At 59.3% G+C, this 21,824-nt stretch carries 15 protein-coding genes; 3 read left to right on the top strand and 12 right to left on the bottom strand.

Annotated features, from left to right (window positions below; translation table 11 throughout):
* Positions 1-8: 8 nt before the first annotated feature.
* The 9 genes from O4G22_RS02880 to O4G22_RS02840 all read right to left on the bottom strand — a co-directional run bounded on the left by O4G22_RS02880 (position 9) and on the right by O4G22_RS02840 (position 12,993).
* Positions 9-5,837 carry an autotransporter domain-containing protein gene (locus tag O4G22_RS02880; RefSeq protein WP_306702113.1) on the bottom strand — a complete coding sequence of 1,943 codons (5,829 nt, stop codon included), beginning with the start codon at positions 5,835-5,837 and terminating at the stop codon, positions 9-11.
* A 203-nt stretch (positions 5,838-6,040) separates the two neighbouring features.
* On the bottom strand, positions 6,041-6,868 hold the full coding sequence (cysE, locus tag O4G22_RS02875; RefSeq protein ID WP_094136991.1) for a serine O-acetyltransferase: 828 nt from the start codon (positions 6,866-6,868) through the stop codon (positions 6,041-6,043).
* Between the two features lie 111 nt (positions 6,869-6,979).
* A complete protein-coding gene (locus O4G22_RS02870) occupies positions 6,980-7,444 on the bottom strand; it encodes a DoxX family protein (protein ID WP_218823933.1) in 465 nt (154 codons plus the stop codon).
* Between the two features lie 127 nt (positions 7,445-7,571).
* Positions 7,572-8,750, bottom strand: coding sequence for a prenyltransferase/squalene oxidase repeat-containing protein (locus O4G22_RS02865; RefSeq protein ID WP_306702112.1), 1,179 nt, complete (start codon positions 8,748-8,750; stop codon positions 7,572-7,574).
* Between the two features lie 6 nt (positions 8,751-8,756).
* Entirely contained in the window at positions 8,757-9,542 is a 786-nt protein-coding gene (locus tag O4G22_RS02860; RefSeq protein ID WP_306702111.1) for a YdjY domain-containing protein, read from the bottom strand.
* A gap of 114 nt (positions 9,543-9,656) precedes the next feature.
* The gene (locus O4G22_RS02855) at positions 9,657-10,628 is read right to left on the bottom strand and encodes a KpsF/GutQ family sugar-phosphate isomerase (protein ID WP_046436727.1); all 972 of its coding nucleotides are present in this window, start codon (positions 10,626-10,628) and stop codon (positions 9,657-9,659) included.
* 44 nt (positions 10,629-10,672) lie between these two features.
* Positions 10,673-11,443, bottom strand: a complete 771-nt coding sequence (locus O4G22_RS02850) for a HesA/MoeB/ThiF family protein (protein ID WP_306702110.1) — start codon at positions 11,441-11,443, stop codon at positions 10,673-10,675.
* 14 nt (positions 11,444-11,457) lie between these two features.
* The gene (locus tag O4G22_RS02845) at positions 11,458-12,012 is read right to left on the bottom strand and encodes an HdeD family acid-resistance protein (RefSeq protein WP_094136903.1); all 555 of its coding nucleotides are present in this window, start codon (positions 12,010-12,012) and stop codon (positions 11,458-11,460) included.
* A 48-nt stretch (positions 12,013-12,060) separates the two neighbouring features.
* Positions 12,061-12,993, bottom strand: a complete 933-nt coding sequence (locus O4G22_RS02840) for a hypothetical protein (RefSeq protein ID WP_297545635.1) — start codon at positions 12,991-12,993, stop codon at positions 12,061-12,063.
* Between the two features lie 65 nt (positions 12,994-13,058).
* Between O4G22_RS02840 and O4G22_RS02835 the strand changes: the two genes are divergently transcribed.
* Positions 13,059-13,934: an alpha/beta hydrolase gene (locus O4G22_RS02835; protein WP_306702109.1), complete on the top strand. Its 876-nt coding sequence runs from the start codon at positions 13,059-13,061 to the stop codon at positions 13,932-13,934.
* A gap of 58 nt (positions 13,935-13,992) precedes the next feature.
* Here the strand turns inward: O4G22_RS02835 and O4G22_RS02830 are convergent, their stop codons facing one another.
* The 3 genes from O4G22_RS02830 to O4G22_RS02820 form a co-directional block, all read right to left on the bottom strand.
* Positions 13,993-14,913, bottom strand: a complete 921-nt coding sequence (locus O4G22_RS02830; RefSeq protein WP_306702108.1) for a hypothetical protein — start codon at positions 14,911-14,913, stop codon at positions 13,993-13,995.
* Positions 14,914-14,953: 40 nt separating this feature from the next.
* Positions 14,954-16,981: a Sip1-related alpha-galactosidase gene (locus O4G22_RS02825; RefSeq protein WP_306702107.1), complete on the bottom strand. Its 2,028-nt coding sequence runs from the start codon at positions 16,979-16,981 to the stop codon at positions 14,954-14,956.
* Positions 16,982-17,226: 245 nt separating this feature from the next.
* Positions 17,227-18,345 carry an acyltransferase family protein gene (locus O4G22_RS02820; protein ID WP_306702106.1) on the bottom strand — a complete coding sequence of 373 codons (1,119 nt, stop codon included), beginning with the start codon at positions 18,343-18,345 and terminating at the stop codon, positions 17,227-17,229.
* Between the two features lie 212 nt (positions 18,346-18,557).
* Here O4G22_RS02820 and O4G22_RS02815 point away from each other — a divergent pair, with 212 nt between their 5' ends.
* Together O4G22_RS02815 and O4G22_RS02810 are read left to right on the top strand one after the other, a co-directional pair.
* Entirely contained in the window at positions 18,558-19,088 is a 531-nt protein-coding gene (locus tag O4G22_RS02815) for a L,D-transpeptidase (protein ID WP_179218479.1), read from the top strand.
* Between the two features lie 59 nt (positions 19,089-19,147).
* Complete coding sequence (locus O4G22_RS02810) at positions 19,148-21,610, top strand: penicillin-binding transpeptidase domain-containing protein (RefSeq protein ID WP_306702105.1); 2,463 nt, start codon at positions 19,148-19,150, stop codon at positions 21,608-21,610.
* Positions 21,611-21,824 lie beyond the last annotated feature (214 nt).

Below are 21,824 nucleotides of genomic sequence, written 5' to 3'. Positions count from 1 at the left end.
GAAGTCGGTCAGAAGGTCAGCCTGTAGCCGATGCTTCCGTTGAAGCTGTTGGCGCGGCTGCGAAAGTCCGCATTGACGTCTGCAAAGACGGAGCCGGTATAACCCACCGGAATGGTGATTCCGGCTCCGACCTGCACGCCGGTGGCTCCTTCCCTGGCTCCGTTTACGCGGAACCCTGCGCCGGGTATGCCGGCGGGTGCCAGGACGGCTGCGGTGTCCCGGTCGCCCAGAAGCTGGACAACCTGCACCCGCAGTTCACCCAGGGAGGCGCGGCCCGTCAGGTTGGCGGGTAGTTCTCCGCGGAGCCTTGCGCCCAGTCCCACGGTTCCGAAGGTGGAGTCCATGTCATCCACGTTCATGCCCAGGCCGCCGGATTCCGTAAAGCCGTCTATCCGGCTCCTGTACACGGAGGCATTCACCAGAGGCTGGAGCGCGGAAGTGTTGTTCTCATTCAGGTACAGGTCATACGTGCCTTCATAGAAGGCGCCGTAGCTGCTGCCGCTGGTGCTGCCGTGCATGGTGTACATGCCGGCTCCGGGGATTCCCGCGGTGCGGTCCAGGGAAGCGTCGTTCCATCCGCAGGTGAGGATGATGTTGTGCGCCCAGCGGCCCGACTGGATGCGGAAGAACAGATTGCCGTAGTAGGAATCCAGGTCTCCGTTCGCCATGTAGGCGTCCAGGTCGCCATAGCTGGCGGAGAAGGCCGCCCCCCATACGAAGCTGTCGCTGCACGTTACGTCAAAGCCGAAGGTGCCGCCCCAGGTGCTGAGCTTGTAGCCTGATTCGTCCGTCCGGTCATCCAGCCTGCGGTAGCCGCCTTCCCCTTCAATCCAGGCGTTGAAGCCGGGCAGGTCATCGTGAATGTACTGCGGGGAGACTCCCATTTGGGAGAGGCGGTTGCGCAGGTGAAGCACCTGGTCCCGGAGGGCTCCCTTCTGGGCGGAATGCAGGGCGGTAATGCCGCTGCCCGCATAGGAGGAAAGGGCTGACCGGATAGCTTCCGCATTCCCCATGGCCTGGGCGTTGCCCATGGCGTTAAGGAATTCCATCATGTCCGGAGTGATGTTTTCCGGTGAGGAGGTGACGGCCCACAGACTGTCCGCCGCGCCCTGCTGGTTGCCCGTGGAGGCGAAGTCTTTCAGCGGGCTGTCTCCCTGCTTGGTGAAGTGGACCTGGAACAGCTTGCCGTCGTCGGAGAGTTTCTTGCTGATGTCATAGACAAGGTTGGCGAAGCCGGCATAGGTCAGGTTCACCATGTCCTCCGTCCAGGTTTCCCCGTCCGCCGTGACCAGTCCGTTTTCCGCATAGAAGGCGTTAACGGTGAATTCCGGCAGGATGGCCCAGTCTCCGGCGGCGCCCAGGCCGTAAATGTTGACGTTAATGGACGGATCCGTTCCGTTGATGCGGATGGAGCCGTTTTCCGCCTTCAAGGCGGCCCAGGCGTTGTCTGCGCTATTGGTCAGCGTTTCCGTATTGACGGTGAGGTCCAGGGAAGCGCCGGAGGCCAGAGCGGCCGCCACGCCGCCGTTGTTGCCGGTCAACACGAGCTGAACGGCCCTCTGGTTGGGATTGCCGCCCAGGTACAGTTTGCCGTTGGAGGCGATGGAAAGCGTGTTGGCCGTGGTATTATTCATCAGGGAGAGGTCTGCCGTGGCGTCCAGGTCGGAGGCGTCCCGGGTGTTGCTGCCGATGAAAATATCCCTGTAGGTCATGAGGCCGTTTGCTGCCAGATCCTTGTCTCCCAGAACGAGATGACCGCCGGTCCGGGTATGGCTGACGTCCACGCCTGCGTTGCCGGAGGAAAGGATGATCTGCGTGCCTTCGCCCCGGTGGGTAATGGCTCCCGTGCCGGTGATATCCCCTTTGAAGGAGTAGGTTTTTCCGTCGTTGGAGGCCAGTTCCAGACGTCCGTCGGCCCCCAGGTGGAGCGCGCCGTTCTCCTGCTCCTGGTGGAGCCCTTCCAGCGCGATCGCGGAGCCGTCCTGCAGACGCAGGCTGCCGCCCCCCAGATGGAGCAGCACGTCTTCGCCCAGATTGTTGTCCGTACCCAGAATCAGGTTGCAGTTGTCCAGTTTCAGGGTGCCGGAGCCGGTGACGCTTGCGTGGAGCGTCAGGTCTGAAAGAGTGTCCCTGGCGATGGAGAGCAGGGCGCCCCCGTTCAGGGTGATGGAGCCGGAGCCCGCCAGATCCCCGGCGGCCAGGGAGGCAGCGTTCAGCGTCAGCGCGGCATCCTGTTCCACGTTCAGGGCGCCGGAGATGATGGAACTTTCCTTCGTGTTCTGGAGCGCGAGTTCTCCCTGTTGCACGTCCAGAGCGGAGGCGGTTACCCTGCCGTCAACGGTCAGCCTCTGTTCCCCGTCCTTGACGAGCTGCGCCGCTCCTTCAATGGAACCCGCGTAAGCGGTGTTGCCCGGTTTGTCCGGATCTGCAGAGGTTTCATTCAGAAGCGTGATGATCACGTCGCTGTCCGTCCCCGTATTCACGACGGCATCGGCTTCCGTGCCGGCCAGGTAGCGGATGATGGTGGTTTTGTTTTCCGGCGCGGTGGCCGCGGACAGGTCAATGTTCAGCGTTCCGTTGTTGGTGACGCTGGGAGTTGCTGCCAGAGTGTTTGCGGAGGTGACGTTTTTGGAAGCTCCCTTGTCAATGACCATGGCGTCCAGCAACTGGCCGAAGGAGATGATTACCTGGCCGCCTTCCGTCCGGGTAATGTCCCACGCCATGCCGTTGTATTCGCTCAGCGTAATGTGGTTGGTATCCGCGTGCAGGGCGGCGTTGGTGACGTGGAAAGAGTAGTCCCCTGGAGCGGCGAGGAGCGCCACGGCATCCGCCGTCAGGGTCAGGGTCAGCTTGCCCAGCGTCAAGCTGGCATTGTCCGCGTCATTGAACTGGATGATTCCCGTGCCGTCCGCGCCCATGTTGGCGGCGGAAAGCCTCAATTGCGTGTCGGAACCGGACAGGTCCGCATGGCCCGTCAGGCCGGAAATGGTTCCTGTACCGCTGCCCATGTTAATGGAGTTCAGCTTGCTGCCGTCCAGTCCGCCCAGGTTGACGTTCCCGGTGATGCCGGAGACGGAAACGCTCTTGGCTCCCAGTCCCGCCGTATTGGCGAGCGCCCCCGCGGAGAGGGATATTTTCCCGGAGACGGCCTGCCCGGCCAGGTCCAGCGTTCCTCCTTCCACCTGATAGGTCCCGGTTCCGGTGTCTGCGGATTTGAGGGTCAGGTTGTGCGAGGTGCGGATTGTGCCGTTGTTAGTGATGTCCAGCGTGGCGTCCTGGTCCCGGTTGAACCGGAGGGTGGAACCTGCGTCCACGGACAGGGAGGTGACGGTATTCCCCAGGGATTTGTCCAGCGAGAGATCCGAATTCCCGGTAATTTGTACTTTGTCAAAATTCTGAAGCGTTCCCAGGAAGCTGGCGGCGTAGTTGTCAAAGACGAGCTTCTTCTCCCCGTTCACCGTCCCGGCTCCCTTGCCGTCGATGATGCCGGCGTATTTGTCGAACTGATGTTCGGTTCCGGCTCCGGTAGTGGCGGCGATATCTTTCAGGGTGATCGTGGTGCCTCCGTTGATGGTGCCGCTGGTTTTATTGCCTCCGCACAGAAGTGTCCACGTCCAGTTATCCCCGTCAGCCTTTCCCAGAATGGCGTCCGTGCCCGTGACGGTCAGGCTGGTTCCCCGGGAAATGGTGCCGTCCGTCTTGTTCCCAGCGTAAATTTCATTCATGAACGTTCCGCCATTGATGAAAAGGGAGGCGGAGCCGGAGATGGTTTTATTTCCCGTGTAAAAGCCTCCGAAAATGCGGTGGGAGAATACGCCGTCATTGAACACCATGGTGATGTCCCCGTTCACGGCGGAGGCATAGGATCCCGCCACGGAGGTGCGGTCCGCTTCTCCGGTGGTGAAGGAAGTATCGTAAACCCCGGTGGATGAGGAGAATTCCAGGTAAATGTCCCCGTGAACGGTTCCGGCGTTCACAACGCCGAATACCGTGGATTTGCCGATGGCCCCTTCCGCCAGGCGCAGGTGGATGTCACCGTACAGGTCTCCCGTTGTATGGCCGCCTATCCAGCCGTTGGTGCTGCTGGTTCCCGCTCCCAGCGTCACCCACAGGTCCTGACGGTTACCCGCGCTGCCGTAAGCGCCGTTATTGGCGTAAATGAATTTGGTGCTTCCCGTGCCCGTAATACTGGCAATGTTGGAATTGGTTGTGTTACGGACATTATACGTGGCATTGGTTCCGGCAGTGGCTACGGCGGTGGCGGCGGTTCCCGCAGTCCATTCAATCATGCCCGGTTTGAGAGTGGAGGGAGACGCGCCATTTGCCAGATAAAGAGATTCCGGGCCAGTGATGCCGGTGGTAGAGGGGGCGTAGGAAAGGGAACCGTCCAAAGCCAGATTGGACAGGATGGCGTCCAGCGTGCCGGAATAGCTGAACGTGAGGCCGGAAGAACTTCCCCCCGCTGCCGTCTGCGCTTCCCCGATGAGAACATCCCCCAGCCAGATGTAATAGCCCGCGTCCAGGCCGTTGGCGCGGTCTCCCGCCACGTAGGCTACGCGGATGGAGTCCGCATTGGCGGACATGTCTTTGGAATAAAGAATGGTGCTGCCCCATTGGATATACGCTTCATTAATGTTCAGCGTTCCGTTTCCCAGGTTCAGGGAGAAATTGTTTGTGGTGTCCCAGCCGCCCGTGGCCCCGTTGCCCAGGCGCAGAGTGAAATCTACCGTGTAGCCTTTGTCCTGTCCTTGGGCGGCTCCCCAGTTATAGGTCAGGGAGCTGTTGCCGGATTTATTGAAGTTGACCGTATTGTTGGAGACGGTAACGTTATTGGCGGTGAAGCCGTTGGCCTCCAGCGTCTGTTGGGTGATGGAAGGGCTTTGTCCGAAGTTGACCTCCAGCTCATGGGCGGCTTTCCTTTCCTGCCCGGCTGACCGCCCGGCATAGCCCATGCCTTTGGCCAGGTTGCCTGCCATCAGGAGGTCGCCTTGGGCATTCGGGTGCAGCCCGTCCGCCGTGGGATTGTTGAACATGGAGCGAACCCCGTAGAACGGCGTAGAGGAAGCTACATCGATGATGCCTGCGTTGATGTCGATGACCTTGACGCCATTGGCGGCGTTATTCGCCCCCCATTTTTTCAGGGATTCGTTGTAGGAGGCTACGGCCTGGTGCGTTTCAGCCAGGTTCCCGTTGGAATGTTGCGTCCAGCAGGGAATGGTCATCACTAAAATGCTTGCTTGGCTGTTGGCGGTACGGATGGAAGAGACGATGGAATCCATGTCGCCCAGCAAAAGGGAGGAAACTCCATCCAGACGATAGAGCAGCAAATTATTATCGCCGTCGGAAAGGAGATCGTTGGTCCCGGAGAGCAGGAAAAACGTGTCCGGTTTATCGGCCCCGGTAAAAGTCTGGCCTGCATAGGTTCCTCCCTTGGTCTTTTCCGTGCTCAGGCCCAGCCAGTTTTTGATGTTGGACCCGTCAAATCGTCCGTAATTGCTGCCGTTCGCTCTTCCGGCGATTTCATAAGTTCTTGCGGAAGCCGCAGAGGAATGGATATTCTGGAAAATCTTACCGCCGTAAGAGGCGCCAGCGGCTACGCCCCCGCTGAAATTGCCGGTCATGATGCCTTTTTCAGTATAGCTGATGCCGTTGTCCGTGAAAATTTTGTGCATGGCCCAGCGCCAGGAGCCGCTGTTGACGCCATGGGTGATGGAGTCCCCTATGTACATGACATTGCCGAGGTTTCCGTCTGAAACGGAGGCGGAAGCCACGGTTGTAAACAGGACGCTGCATGCAAGCAAAGCAGACCTTAGAGAGAGGGGTAATCTTAAACGCATATCCCGTGCAGTATGCGAATTAGAAATCCGGTCTCAACTCAAAATATTCAAAATAAGCGCATTGAGAATTTCAATGCATTGATGTTGAAACTATTATATTATGTCTGGTCTTTTCAGAATTTACCTTTCCCGCTGATGTTCGCGGAGTTGCGGATTTAATTCGTTTTTTGCTGTAAGTGACGGATTTCTAATCCGTTATCTATTCAGTTGCAAAGGCACTGGTTCATGTCCAGCGCGGGATTGTCCGGAATGGAGTCGTTGACGATAACGGCGGGTACGCCCGCTACCGTGGTATGGGGAGGGACATTTTCCAGAACAACGGAGCTGGCTGCGATTTTGGCGCAGGCGCCGATGGTGACGCGCCCCAGTATTTTAGCCCCCGCGCCGATAAGAACTCCGGATTCCACAATGGGATGGCGGTCTCCTTCCTCCTTGCCTGTGCCGCCCAGCGTGACTTCATGCAGGATGGAGACGTTATCCCGGATGATGGCGGTTTCCCCCACTACGAAACTGGTGGCGTGGTCCAGCAGGATGCCGCAGCCGATGGTAGCCGCCGGATGAATGTCCACCGCAAATACTTCACTGGCCAGGCTCTGGAACTGAAGGGCCATGATCGTCCGGTCATGTTGCCACAGCCAATGGGAAATGCGGTACGTGGTGATGGCGTGGAACCCCTTGTAAAAAAGCAGGGGTTCCAGCGGCGTACGGCAGGCGGGATCCCGGTCCACGATGGCGATCAGGTCCTGGGCGATTTGGCTGAGGATGTTCTGGTCTTCCGCCAGCGCTTCCCGGATAAGGGGCTCAATCAGCTCCCGCGGCATGTCCCGGCGGGAGAGCTTGCGTGCCAGCCGCGCCGAGATGGAAGTGGCCAGGGAATTGCGGGAAAGGCAGACGTCGTCCAGAATGCCGCGCATGGCGGGTTCTTCCTCAGCCGCCGCGCGGGCGCATTCCTCCACCCATTTCCATACTCCGTTAATGACGCATTCGCAGTTGGTGCACTGCCGGAGTTTCAAGCGTTTATGGCTGGTCATGGCGGGAAGGGTTAACAGGGCAAAAGAAAGCCTCCCCATAAATACCGGAATACAGAGGATTTGAGAACCGGAAATTATGTCCTATGCCCAGCCGGGGATGCTCTGCCCCCGTCAGCCGAAGATAACGTGCACGATGTCCATGCACCAGGCATCCACGGACCACGGGCCGGGACCGGTCAGCAGCAGCGCCAGGGCGGAGCCGGCATAGAGCAGGTGGAATTCCACCCCTTCCCCGGTTTTTTTACCGGACCAGTTGGCAAAGTAACCGTTTTTAACGTGCTTGGTCATGGCGACGGCCATCATGATGATGACCGCAAGCGCCGCTATCCTGGTGAAGACTCCCAGCACCAGGCAGATAGGGGCGAAGAATTCCGTCAGCATGGCCACCTTGGCCAGGAAGGGGGGTATGCCCATCTTTTCCGTGAAAGCCTGGTACGTGCCGTCCCAGCCCGCTCCCCCGAACCAGCCCAGCACTTTCTGGGCTCCGTGCGGCCACAGGATCAGGGCCAGCGTCAGCCGAAGGACCAGCAACCCCCACGCCGCCGCAATCATGGTAATGGAATCAATGGTGTCCATGGATTTGAAATGGTTGAAGAAAAGACCCTTTTATTCCATGGGACGTTCATTTCCGGGCATGGGAAAGGCCGGAAAAGGAGGTCATTTCCTCCCTCTCCGGCCCTTGAAGTCGGGATGAAGCGGTCCGTTACCGGGGAATGGAATGGTAAAGCTGTTCCAGAGCCAGCACGCAGTAGGAAGTCACCAGAATGGGATCCGCCTCCCACCAGCGGTTGTTGGTGTTTACCCAGGAGCCGTCGCTTTTCTGGATGGAGATGAGCTTGTTGGCCAGTTCATCCCGCCAGTCCACCTTGCGGCCGTCTTCCAGCGTCAGGGTGTCTATTCCCATGGCGCTGAGCGTTTTGGACATGGCCTGGTAGTAGTAGTACAGGCCTTGGACGCCCATGCCGGGGTTTTCATCCAGATTGTAGCTGTTTTCCAGCCATTTGAGGGCCAGTTTGACGCGGGGATCGTTCCTGTCCACATTGGCGTAAATGAGGGACTGCATGCCCGCGTACGTCATGCTGCCGTAGGCCTTGGGCGATTCCGTCTTGTCAAACGCGGCGCTTTTGTTGTCCCTGGCGCTGGAGACGCCCGGGCGGTACACGAAGCCTCCGAGCTGGGATTTGTCGCTGGAGACCCAGGGTTCCTTGTTGACGGCCGGGTTTTGCTGGCAGCGGTTGATGAATTCCGTGGCGGCGTTCCAGTCCAGATCCGGCTGTTCCCCGTATTTGCCGTCTTTGGCGAGCTTCTGGGAGTAGTAAATGGCTTCCAGGGCCAGGGAGGTGTTGGAAAGGTCTGCAATGGGAGGGGCTTTTTTATCCCCGTAGCCGATGCCGCCGTTGTAGGGGTTGTCCGGAGCAAAATGGTTTTGCTGCTTGATGAGGTAGGCGCGGCCCTTGAGGATGGCGGGGGCGTATTCCTCCTTGTTGGCGGCCAGCAGCGCCATCATGCATACCGCAGTGTTGTAGGAGGACATGCCGCGGTTGAAGATGGAGCCGTCCTCTTTCTGGGATTTCAGGATGAAGTCATATCCCTTCCGGATGTATTCCGGAAGGGGCTTGCCCTGGTTGGCGGGGTCGCGCATGTAGGCGGTGACCGCCAGGGCCGTCAGAGCAGGGTAGGACGGCTGGGCCCAGTAGCCTTCCGGGTTCTGCCTGGTTTTCAGGTATTCGTTCCCTTTTTCAATGGCGCGCAGGATTTCCTGGCTGATGGAGGCGTATTTGGCGGAGGCCGCTTCTCCGGGCACGGCCGTCAGGGTGGTCTGTCCGAAGGAGGCTGTGCCCAGCGCGGCGGCCAGCGTTAGTGAAAGTACGGATTTGAACATAAAGTGTTATTGCCTGGGTTGAACCGGTTTCTGGGAAATGGTGATGGTAACGTTCGTGCCCAGAGACAGGTTTTTCTTCGGGTTGACGATCCAGCCCGTGTCGTTGACGCCGTCATGGAAGTCTCCGATGTAGTTGATGGGGGAGGTACGGCTCGCGAAAATGGAGATTACTTCCCCGCTCAGGCTGGCCTGGTAGGCGCCTTCGTAAAAGAAGGAGTTGGTGTAAAGCCAGTCGCTGGGATTCAGGCCCTTCCGCGTTTGTGAGTTTACGACGATGTCGGAAAAATCGCTTTTCTGTTCCCTGCCGTTTTCCGTATAGGTCATGACAATCTGCACGTAGGCGTCTGCGTAGTCCTCCGGCTTGGGTTCCGTGAAGGGCAGCCATTCAAAATTTTCATCCCTCACCGGGAAAAATTTTTCAAAACGGCGGAATTTGAGCAGCGTCATTCCCAGGCTGATATGCAGGGGATCCGCTTCCGTCACCAGCAGGGATTCATGCAACTTGCCGTTGGGCATGCAGCAGACGTATTCCAGAATTCCTTCCTTCATGTTGACCTGGGCCTGAAAACTGACGGTGCGCTCCTTGTGGTTGACAATCACATGGCCGATTTTGATGCGGTGCTCATCCAGGGGTTCGAATTTGGGAACCGTTTTCCCGTCCGGAAGAGGGACTTCCCGCGAGGCTTCCTCCGCAGCGGGAGCATTGGGATTTTCCTCCGGGCCGGAGATGTCCTGTGCGCAGGAAAAGCCCCAGGTGCAGGCAAGCAGGGCGATGGTAAATTTCAGGAACATGTTTATGGAATTAAGATTGTGGAAACGGAAGCTTCCGTTCAATGAAAAAGGCATCCGTGACTGATTTGTTACTTTTGAATCACGGATGCCTGAAAGGAATGGGAAAGGGAGGGCTTAAACCAGTTTCAGCCTGGCAAGGTCCTGGAGGTCAATGATGCCCACGGGAGTCATTTCCGCATTGAGCACCACCAGGTCGTCAATGCGGCGGTTGCTCACGGCCTTCGCCGCTTCAGCGGCCAGGTCTTCTTCCATGACGTAAATGGGATTGCGGGTCATGAATCCGCTGACGGGCTGTTCTCCGATGAGGGGATTGGCCCCGTATGCCCGGACAAAGTCTCCGTGGGTGAAGATGCCGGCCAGTTTGCGGTCCGCCGTCAGCAGGACGCAGGCGCCGGCGTGGGCCGTGGTCATCGCTTTCAGGCAGTCGTTCACGGAGGCGGTTTCCGGAAGCATGGCCATTTCTTCCCCGCGGCGCATGATGTCGCTCACCCGGGTGAGCAGGGCGCGTCCCAGCGAGCCGCCGGGGTGGCGTTTGGCGAAGTCCCGCGCGGTGAAGTGGCGCGCTTCCACCAGAGCCATGGCGAGGGCGTCTCCCATGACGAGCATGGCCGTGGTGCTGGAAGTGGGGGCCAGGTTCAGCGGGCAGGCTTCCCGGGAAACGCCCGTGTCCAGCACGATGTCCGAGTATTTGGCCAGGGAGGAGGCCGTGTTGCCCGTCATGGAAATGATGGGCAGTTCAAAACGTTTGATGAAGGGGAGCAGGGCCAGCAGCTCCGAGGTTTCTCCGGAGAAAGACATGGCAATGCAGACATCCCCGTCCTGGACGATGCCCAGATCCCCGTGCAGGGCGTTCAGGGAATCCAGCAAAACGGTGGGCGTTCCCGTAGAGTTCAGGGTAGCGACGATTTTGGCCCCGATGTTGCCGGATTTGCCTACGCCTACAATGACGATCTTGTTGCCGCGGTCCAGAGCCTGGGACATGAGGTCCACAGCCTTGTTGAAATTGTCGTCCAGCCGGGACAGGACGCCGCGCAGCTCTTCAATCTCCATTTCAAAAACGGATTTGGCGCGTGTTAAATGATTCATACCTGTTGGAAATGATGCCAGATGCCGCCGTCGCCGTCAATTTTTCATTGCGGCTCCGCACCCCCGCTTGTCCGGCATCTGCACGCGGGATTAGGCGCCAGAGGAATGGTGGAGAAGCGCATGCGCCGCGTGTCCGCGGAGAGCATGGCTCCTACCAGCGGAGAGGGAATGCCCGCAAGATATTTCAGGGCTTCCATGGCCTGGATGCAGCCGATGATGCCCGCATGCGCGCCCAGAATGCCTGCGGCGGAGGCGGTGTCTTTTTCCTGCATGGGCGTGTCTGCCGGGAAGAGGCAGCGGTAACAGGCGGTTCCCTGATGGGGGGCGAAGACGGCCACCTGCCCGATGAAGCCTTTCACGGCGCCGTACACCAGCGGAATGCGCAGGGTGCAGGCGGCGTCCGCCATGGCGAAGCGCGCCGCGTAATTGTCTGAAGCGTCCAGAACCAGGTCGCACCCTTTCAGCAGGGAAACGGCGTTATCCGGCGTAAGGCGCCTGTGGACCGTGTTGATGCGTACGGAGGGATTCAGGGCGTAAAGGCGTCTGGCGGCGCTGGCTGTTTTAGCCGTGCCCGCCGCATCCGTGGCATGCAGGATTTGCCGCTGGAGATTGGAAAGGCACACCTCGTCCGGGTCAATCAGGGTCAGGCGCCCCACGCCTGCGGCGGCAAGATAAAGGGCCGCCGGGGAGCCAAGCCCCCCGAGGCCCGTCAGGGCGACGTGCGCCCGTTTGAGTTTGTATTGGCCCTGTTCTCCCAGTTCCGGAAGGGAAAGATGCCTGGCGTACCGTTCGGTTTCTTCCTGGGTGAGGGTCATTGTCGTCGTCTGGATTAACGGCGGGCGGAATTGCCGCTGAAAGCATACAGGAGCAGCGTCCACCCGGAGAAAATCAGTTCCACCGCAATCAGGGTGCCGATGAACCATGCCGTGGATTCAGGCCAGCCGAAGATGACCATGAGGCCCAGGATCAGCGTGATGATCACGTTGAACAGCCGCCACCCGCTGGCGGGCAGGGAACGGGTTTGAAGCCAGATGGCTCCCTGAAAGACCGCGGCAATAACCAGGCCCCATCCGATGATGAGCGTGGTGATAGCCAGGGAAATATTGGGGTCCCGGAACAGGAACCAGCCGGCGATGCCGTACAGGATGGCCGTCACCAGGTTCCACCCCCGTGAGGAGGGAACGGTGAAGACCTGGATCAGCCGGACGACGGCCAGAACCATCAGCATGATGCCGATTACCCAAATAAAGCTGGCTCCGACGATCCAGGGAGAGGCCAGGGCGATGAAGCCAAGAAATAGCTCGATGACGCCAAGGATACCCATCCACCATGAGTTGCCGGATACCGCGGAGCTGCTGCCTTGAACTTGAGGTTGAGTTGTCATATGGCGGTATGACCGGGCCCGCAACGGAAACGTTGAAGAATGACGGTTTTATTTGCCGGCGGCTGCCTGCGGGGAAGAAGTTTTCGGCTCCATGGTCTTCAGCAATTCCGGCGTGACGTTAATCAGCACGGGGCCGCTTTTGGGTTGCGCCTGCGGGGGGACGAAGTAGGAAAAAGCCCTGGCGGGCAGGTAGCCCGGGGTTTCCGGCATGATGTACACTTCCACGAGTACGGCGCCTTTTTTTCCGTTCGGGCTGTCGGAAAAGTTCAGCGTGAGAGAGTTGGTCCCGTCCCTCAGCCCTCCGGAGATGACTTCCGCCAGGCGGGTGTTGTCGAATTCATGCAGGGAAATATTGTTCACGTTCGCCTGGACGGTGCGGCCGGGGCAGTCCACCAGAATTTTTGCGATGTATTTGGGCGGCGGGCAGACAGGCGGCACGGCGGGAATTTTTCCAAGGGGCTGGAATCCGTCCTGCTCCATCAGCACGGAGGCGTCTCCGCGTTTGAGGCGTTCTTTGACGGCGGGCAGGCGGGTGAGGTTGAAAAAGCGCGCCTGGTCATATTTCCATTTTCCGTTTTCATGGGTGAACAGCAGCACCAGGGCGTTCGAATCCGTTGGTTCCTGGCCCAGCCCCAGATCCACCTTGCCGTAATAAGTGGCTGCGGCCGTAGGGCCGTTGACGACGGAGCCTACGTACATCAGAGGAGCGAGCGCGGGGGGAGCCATGGGCTGCCGGAACAGAGAGGCGGGAAAGGGGCGTTTTTCCGAGACGGCCAGATTGCGCACTTTCACCTGGCGGTAGGCGGAGGTTGTGGCCCTCCAGCCGTCATAATTGCCGCGCAGCAGGTGCAGGCGCCATGTATTGTAGGCCACGTCCAGGTCGTCTCTCAGTTTGGCGTCTCCGGGCCGGGGGGCTGCGGAAGCGGGGGAAAGAAGGGCTGCGGCGCAGCAGGCCAGGGAGAAAATGGAACGGAAAGTCATTACACGATTATTTAGACATCAAACTTGCGCGGAGTGCAACACAATTGCATCATGAAGCCGTTCTTATGGAATTGTTCACGGAAGCCGATCATTTGGCGGAAGCCCGGTACAGGAAACTGTTGCGGGAACAGCCCGGCTTTGTGTGGAGGCGGTTTTCAGACGGGGAGGAGCTGATGGCGTATGTCTTTTTCCCTCCCGGCCATCGTGCGGACGCGTCCGCTCCCTCCGTGCTTTTTTTTCACGGCGGCATGTGGGTGGGCAAGAGCCTGGGGGATTTTGTGCCGTGGACGCTTCATCTTGCACAGCAGGGCATTGTGGGCATTATACCCATGTTCCGCACGCGCGGCGATTATGAAGTGGAGCCCATGGACATTCTGGAAGAAGGCAGGGAAGCATGGGCCTGGACGTATGAGAACGCCGCACTGCTGGGGCTGGACCCGGCCCGCATTACTGTGGCGGGGAGCGATGCCGGGGGGCTGATGGCCCTGCATGTGGCCCTTCCGGACCACCCCGCGCGCTGGTCCCTGTTCCGCAAAAAGGCGCCCCTCCCTCCCGGCCCCGCCGCCGTGGCCCTGTTCCGCGGCGTGTGCGACCTGACGGCGCAATCCGCTTTTAAACTGAGCGGCATGATGCCTCCGGACCAGAGGGATGCCGTCAACCCCCTGCGGCGCGTGCAGAGAGGATTGCCTCCCCTGTTTGCGAGTCATGGAGGAAGAGACAGGCTTCTGCCGTGGCGCAACAGCGAGAGGCTGGCGGAGTTGTGGAGAAAAAAGAAGAACTGTTCCCGATTTGAACTTCTGGATGTGGCGGACCACACGTTTTACCATTTCAATGTGAACGCCGCCTATTTTGAACAGCTGCTCAACAGCTGGAGCGCGTTTATGGCGGAGCAGGGAATCTGGGAATATAACGAAGGAATGGATGCCGGGCTGCTGGGGTGATTTTGGCCTGATGTCCGGGAAGGCTCCCGAAAGGCGCTGCATGCGGAAAGGCTGTTTTCTATCTCCCTCCCAGCATGTTTTCCCGGATTTCCTGCATGTCCCGGCGGAAAGCGTCCTGAGTCTGCGGAGTAGGCGGCTGGATATCCCATTCTTTCATTTTCCGTCTTACCTTGAGTAAGAGTTCCTGCTCGTTGGCTCCGTATTTTTTGCAGACGGCGGAGAGAGTCAGTTCCGGCCCCGTGAAGCGGCCTTTGAGAAAGAAAGGCAGATCGTGCTGCCAGGCGCGCCGGAAGTCTTCCGGGCATCCCTCTGTTCTGATGGGGGCGAACAGTTCCCTGACCTGGCTTTCCCGGATGCCCGCAGTGCCCATGCAGATGGCGGTTTCCATGTAGGCCAGCGTGAATTCCAGCATAACCCGTTCAATGGACTGTCTGGCCTGGGACAGCTGGGCCGGGGTGAGGCCCATAATCTGGGCGCGCAGGGCGGCCAGGGCTTCCAGGATAGCCCCGGGGTCTCCGCATGTGCGCGGGTCCATGCGTGGGATTTGTTCCCCTTCGTCGTAAAGGGGGATGGGAGGATGCACCCGTGGGTTGATTTTGAATAGTTTGCCCTGGAGCCTTTCCCTGAGATCTTTCAGGCTGACGCCGTACTTGCGCAGGACGGGAGCTGCGTAATTGCGGCCCGGTTTGGCCGTTTGCCGGAGCCATGCCTCCCGGAAGTCCGCGGGGCATTGCTGAAGGCCCGCTGCCAGCATGGCATTCCGGAAATCCTCCGCTTTGGGCGTTTTATTGGCATAAGCGTGGGTCCATTCCATTTCCAGCATCCAGATGGCGGTAAGCCCCAGGAATTGTTCTATCGCCTGCCTGGGAGTCTCAGGCTTCGGCGCGGAAATGGCGGCCGGAACCGCGTCGGAGGCCATGGAATGCCGGCAGAGCGGGAGCAACAGGGAGAAAGCAAGGAGGGGATGCAGCGGGTTCATGGAAAATGAAGCAGGAAAAAATGAGAGGAAATGTGCGGAATTATTCCGTTGTTACAGTGACGTCCAGGGGGCGGTTGGAGACGGGGAATTGCAATTCATAAAACCCGTTCCCCAGGTTTTTCACGGGCGTGTTCCCCGCTTTGACAGGACCTTTCCCCCGCCAGATGACGACCGGCCCGGATTCCTTCACGCGGAAGCGGAGGCTGTTTTCCCTGTACCCGGGAGAGGAATCCAGAGAGCAGGGAGAGAGAAATTTGTCCCTCCTGCCGATGACGGCCCAGCCTTGGACGATAGGGACCATGATGAACAGGCGGTCCTTGAATCCCGTCAGCTCCACGTCCAGGTCCGGCTGTGCCGGAGTCAGCGCGCGGCCTCCCTCTGCGGAATAGGCGGCGATGCCCTCCGGCGGGAGAGAGGCATACGCTTCCGCCGCGTTGCCGTTCAGCAGGGCCGCCGCGCTTTTATAGTCCTCCAGGGAAATTTTCCCCCGCACCGGTTCCGCCGGGGAAGGGTGTTTGAGGTTGTACACCGCCACGGCGGCGCTTTGACCGGGGAGAGGGGCGATTACCCGGTACAGGCGGTTCTCGTTCAGGGCATCCAGAAAAACGGAGTCCGGCAGGGGAACGGCGGGCACCAGCGGGCGCAGCAGAAGGCCGTCCGACCAGACGAGAGGCATGATGTTTTCCGGGTTAAGTTTGTCTGCCGGGTCTGAAAGATAGACAGGACCGCCTGAAATGGCTTTGGATGCGGCCATGAGGCGGGCGCAGGCGGGGTCTGTGGAATGGAACATGTCATGGTCCGGCCACACGGTCTGTCCCAGCCAGAGCGTATTGGCGTAGGACTGGAGGAGGTGGGATTTGGCCATGGCTTCGTCTCCCAGCTTGTAGTCAATGCTGCACCGGGTGACCGCGCTGTAACGCGTGTTCTGAATGTTGACGGTGCCCTGCGCCATGCAGTTGACCAGGCTGAGGCCGGTTTCCCGGCAGGCCTGTTCCAGGGCTTCCGAACACCTGGTATTGTGGCGGACCGGGTTGTCCAGGCCGTCCGCATGTTTCAGGTATTCCGCCTGCACATCAATTTTCACGAAATCGAACCCGGCATTTTTGACGGATTGGAGAAAAGGGGTATAAAACGCGCCGGCTCCTCCGGGGCCGTCACCGGGGAGGATTCTTCCTTTGGCGGTACGGACCAGCCCGCGGGCGGTATCGCCGTCCAGACGGTGCCTGGGGTGAATGCCGTTCCAGAGGCCGTAATAGCAGTGCCACAGGCCCATCCATTTCAATTTGGGGCTTTTGTGTTTCATCAGGGGCTGCCAGCCCCGGGGGAATCGGTCCTGCCGGGGTTGGAAACTGACCAGTTGAAGGTCTTCCTGGGTCTGGAATCCGTCGTCCACCAGCATCCACCGGACGGGAACGGGGGAGGCTTCCAGTTGTCTGGCCGTTTCTTCAAGCAGATTGGAGGAAATATTCTTTTTGTACTGCTCCCAGCTGCACCAGCCGAGGTACTTGAACGGTTCCGGGTAAATTTTCTTTTCCCGTGGAAAGGTTCTGCCCTTGATGAAGGGAAGGGAAAGGGCCTTGTTCCATGCGGCGGAGCAGGCGCGGTAAATATCCCTGTCCGTGGCGGTGACGGCCAGAACGGTCTGCGGTTTGGCGGAGGAAGTTCCCAGCGAGCCGTCTTCCACAAGGAATGTGCCGTCCCTTTCAAGTTTCAGCCAGGAGAGGGAATCAGGGGCGGCGACGGGGAGCAAGGCCATGAAATTGCCGTCTTTGAGGTGGAACAGGGCGAACATGGCATGGTCCCCCGGTTTGGCGGTGCTGGGATTCGGTCTGCTGTCCAGCAGGTTGCCGGGGGATGTCCGTCCGAACCAGGGAAGAACCCGGTTTCCGTCTCCGGGCCAGCGGCCGCGATCCGCTGAAAACCAGCAGAAGGCCTGGTAGGGTGGGAGCGAAAGCCGATACGCCTTTTTGCCCGGTATGGGAGGAATGGCGGATGTCCGGGGTTGGGCGGCGCCGGTCCAGGCGCTCAGGGCCGCCAAAGCAAGAACCGGGAACATGATTGCTTTCATGGAATGATCACAGGGTTGGAAAATGGGGCGGGGGAACCCGGGGGAATTGTGGAAGGAACGTGCTTTGCCTCTTTCCGGAAAGGATGGCAGAGCTTTTCCCTGAAACGAGCAAAAAATAATGTTTCCGCTTTATTTCTTTTTTCAGGGCGTTGAAGGAAAGAAATAACGTCGGCTGGCCGTCTTACAGGGGAATTTCGTTTTTTCAGAGAACACCGGCAGCCATGGCCGGGAGTTCCGCCGCCCGGTTACTTGGCCGCTTTTGGGGCGAGGGAAGCGCGGCGCTTGTCAAGGAAGTACAAGACGAGCCATTGCAGCACCAGCAGGGATACAGCCAGGAAGACGGGTTGGAAAGGTGTGAAAAAATCTGCTATGCCGCTGAAGACGCGCCGGTTGAGTGCATGAATGTTGAGCAGGGAGTTGATGAGGTAGGCGGTCAGGGCGTTGATGCCGATAACGCGGAGGGGAAACGCCCACAGGGCCCATTTCCCTTTGTTCCACACATCGACGGCCAGATGAAACAGGGAAAGGAGCGTCAGGGAGATGCCGGCGGCGGCCAGGACGAAAGTGCCTGTCCACATGCTTTTAATGATGGGGTAGAGGCCGTCCAGCATCCTGGCGGCGCAGAAAAGGAGAAGGCCCGCCCCTGCCATTGCCGAGCAGAGGCGCGCGGGAGAGAGCCGACTTTCCTTCAACAATTTCCCGGCCAGCCATCCTCCCAGACACAGGACGGAGGCGGAGACGACGCAAAGCGGTCCCTCCGGGTCGAAAACTCCCCCATGCAGACGCCCGGGGAGCCAGTGCCTGTCTACCCATGAGTTGACGGAGCCGTCCGGCGTGAAGTTGCCGCAGGTGAACTGGAGCAGGGTAATGAGGGCCAGGATGGCCCCCGCCGCTGAGGCAATGGCCCCCGTCCGGCGGCACAGCAGGATGCAGGTTCCCGCAATGGCGCAGGAAAAACCGATCAGCCCCAGAACGGAGGCGTAACGCATGCTGTCCGTCCAGGTAAGCGTTCCGTTGACCAGGAGCCCCAGAAAAGCCAGGACGAGAGCCCGTTTCCAGAGATGGAGAAGCCCGGGGGCGGAGGAAGCGTTTCCGCTGGTGTATTTCCCCAGGGAAAAGGACATGGAAACGCCGGAAATGAAGACGAAGACGGGGAATACCAGATCATACAGGTGCAATCCTTCCCAGCGGGCATGCGTCATCTGGCGTGCGGCTTCCTGAAGAAAAGAGCTTTCCGGATTTCTGGAAGCCAGAAGCAGAACCAGGGCGTCCAGGCCCAGGATAATGAGCATGTCCAGTCCGCGCAGGGCGTCCAGGGAGTGCAGGCGGGGAGAACGGGCGGAGACGGAAGAGGAATCGGGCATACAAAAGCATCATACGGATAAAAAAGGAGTTTCTATCATGTTTCCGCCTAACATGGCGGGACGAAGGGGAATCGTGCTTGATTTCCACGGGGGAAGGAGGTAAAGCAGGCCGCATGCCGCACACCCTTCCCGCTTTTCTTTTTTTTCTGTGTGTCTCCCTGTTTTTGTCCGCTTGTTCCTCTACCCCCAGGACGCCTCATGGAAAGCCGTTGATGAAAGACGGCAGGTATGCGTCTTCCTATGAAGCTTTTGTCGCGGACTCCCAGTACCGCTTCACGCGCGATATCTGGTATCATGACGAACGTATCCAGCAGGCGCGGACGCGGAACAGCAAAATCGTCATTCATCTGAAGGATCAGCGGGGCGTGTTGTGGGTTGATGGCAAGCCGGCCATGGACTTTCCCGTTTGCACGGGCAAATCCGCCCATGAAACGCCGCGCGGCAAGTTTTCCATCATTCAAAAAGATGCGGACTACCGTTCCCGGTCTTACGGCAGCGTGTTTGACGCAAGCGGCCTGTGCGTAAATTCGGACGCTACCTCTTCTTCCCGCGTGCCGTCCGGCGGTAAATTCATCGGCGCCAAAATGCCGCTGTGGATGCGCATTCATGGCGGCATAGGGCTGCATGTGGGCACCGTGTACCGGGACGCCAACTCCCATGGGTGCATCCGGGTTCCGGTAGAGGCGTGCCGCATCCTGTTTGACAAATGCGGCCTGGGAACAACCGTCATCGTTCAGGAATAAGCGTGAGCGCGAATAATCGTTGATTCCTTGCGGTATATTTGCCACACTCCTGCAAACTGATGAAAATAAAGGTTCTGATACGTTCCCTGGTATTGTTGGCCGGGTTGGTCGCGTGGACGGCGGATACGGCCTGGGGCCAGTCCTCCCCGCGCCGTTCATCTTCCGGAGGGGGCGTGCGCCAGGCCGCGGTGGAGCAGCGCGGAGAGGATGACGCTGTGGAAACGGTTGACCTGGGAGACAGGAAAAAGGATTCCGATACGGCCTCCGGAGAACGGGAAGGCGTGGCCGCCGCTCCGGAGATGCCCGGGGAAACGGAAAAGGAACAGAATGGCTTGGATTCCCTGTCCCTGATTCCTTCCCTCGGAGGGGGACGGTTGGACGCCGCGCGGGAAGCGCACACCAGCACGCGCCCTTCCGCCAGGACCATGGCTTTGCTGATTCCCGCGCCGCGCGGCCCCATTCTGGACCGCAACGGGGAACCGCTGGCCGTGACTTCCGTAGCCTACCAGTTGGCTTTGCGGTTTGAAATTTTTGAAAACCCCGACCGTTCCCGCGTGGTGGAATTCGGGCGCAACTGTTTGGAACAGGCCAAAAAAATTGCCGGAAAGGCGTGGTCTTTTTCCGACGAACAGCTCTGGAAACATTATGAGCACCGCCGCTGGCTGCCTCTTCCGCTCACGAACGTCATTCGTGCGGAAGAAGCGGAAAAGCTGAAGGACAAGGTGAAAAGCGTGCGCGGGCTTCAACTGTTGCCCATTTACATCCGTTCCTATCCGGAGAAGGAAATCGCCGGCCATATCATCGGCTATGTGGGATCCAAGGGAAAACTGCCAACCGGCCCCATCAACCACATGGACCCGCTGTGGGAACAGGTGGAAGGCCGTGCGGGGCTGGAAAAGGAATTCAACAAGAATCTGACCGGAACGCCCGGCGTATGGCGTTTGATGTTTGATGAAGACGGCAACAAAATTCTGGATGAACTGCAAATACGCCCCAAGCCCGGCGGAGCTGTCGTCACCACCCTCAACCTGAAATGGCAGAAGGATGCGGAACGCATCCTTTCCCGCGGCAAGAGGCGCGGCGCCATGGTGGTGCTGGACTGCGTGACGGGTGAAGTTCTGGTGATGGCGTCCACTCCGTCCTATGACCCGAACATGTTCATTCCAAACATATCCCAGAAGGATTACGACGCCCTGCGCAATGATCCTGCCGGTCCTCTGGGCGCCCGTGCTTTCCAGGGCCGTTATCCTCCCGCTTCCACATTTAAAGTCCTGACGGTAGCCAGTGCCTTGAGGAACAACAAAATCACGGAAAATACGCTCGTTTATTGCCCGGCTTCCGTGACGATCGGCAACCACGTTTTCAAAAACTGGAGCAAGACTCCCCTGGGGGATGTCAACTGCGTCCGCGCTTTGGCGATGTCCAACAACCCGTTCATGTATCAGATGGGCCTGAAGCTGGGTGCGGAAACCCTGATGGATACGGCCCGCGCCTTCGGCCTGGGAGAACGGACCGGCCTGCCCATTCCGGACGATCCCGGCCTGGTTCCAACCAGTGATTATATGATCCGCAATTACAAGCGCGATTTTATGTCCGGAGACGCCGCCAATTTGTCCATCGGCCAGGGAACGCTGCTGGTGACGCCCCTCCAGGTGGCGCACATGATGTCCGGCGTGGCAAACGGGTATCTGCCCAGGCTTCAGCTCATCAAGCAGATTCAGGACGGCAACGCCAATGTCGTTTACGCGCCCAAGCCCCAGGAAGTTCAGCGCCCGCTGCCTGCTTATGAGCGTGCTCTGTCCAGCGTGCGCAAGGGGATGAGGGAAGTGGTTGAAGCCGGTACGGGGGGGCGTGCGCGCCTGTCCTATTCCAGTATCGCCGGCAAATCAGGAACGGCCCAATGGGGGCCGGAACGGGAAGACAAGCGTCTGGCGTGGTTTGCCGGTTTCATGCCCTGCGACAATCCGCGCTTTGCCTATGTGGTGCTGTATGAAGGTCGCGCCCACGAACGGCTGGGCGGGGGAGCCGCCGCCGCTCCCATCGTCAAGGAGTTTTTCGAAACGGAGAAAAAAGACATCAAGGCTATTATTGACCCGCCCAAGGACGACATTCCGGTGGCGGAACCGGTGGAGGAAACCCCGGAAACGGCCGCGGCCGCTCTTCGGGAACGGAGCGGGGCCCCTGCCGTCGTGCCGGACAACCTGCCCCCCGGGTTGTATGATCCGGAAGGGATGGAGCCGATCAAGGCTGATGAAATCCCTGCCGATCTGGATGACTCTTCCGATGCGGAAATCAAGGCAACCCCGGTGGGCGGCTCCTCAGGGCATGCCGGGCCGGCGGCGCCCCCGTTGTCGGAGGAGCCTTCTGCGGCCCCTCTCACGCCGCGCCGGGGAGATTCCGATTACATTCCCGGGCTGCCCCAGCAGATTCCCCGCCATCTCAACCGTTCCACTCCCGTAAACGCTCCCGCGCCGCAGTCTCCCCTGCCGGAGGATGATATTCCCATGGCGGAACCCCTTTAATCCGTTTTTCAGGGAAATCCGGAGCGTTTTTGTGGTTTCCGGAAAATCCCGGGAAGATGCGGAAAGGGGCGGCGCGGAAAGGTTCTCCATGCGTCAACGCCCTGCGCGCCCTGAGTGGCGTTAATGCTTTGCATTGTGCTTGCGTCTCGCGGGAAAACGCCTGTATAATAAAGACGGTGCGCTGATGAGACTGTTGCCGCAAGGAGCGGCGTTC

The organism is Akkermansia muciniphila (assembly GCF_030848305.1).
GTDB classification, from domain to species: domain Bacteria; phylum Verrucomicrobiota; class Verrucomicrobiia; order Verrucomicrobiales; family Akkermansiaceae; genus Akkermansia; species Akkermansia muciniphila_A.
This window is presented reverse-complemented; position numbering and strand designations above follow the sequence as displayed.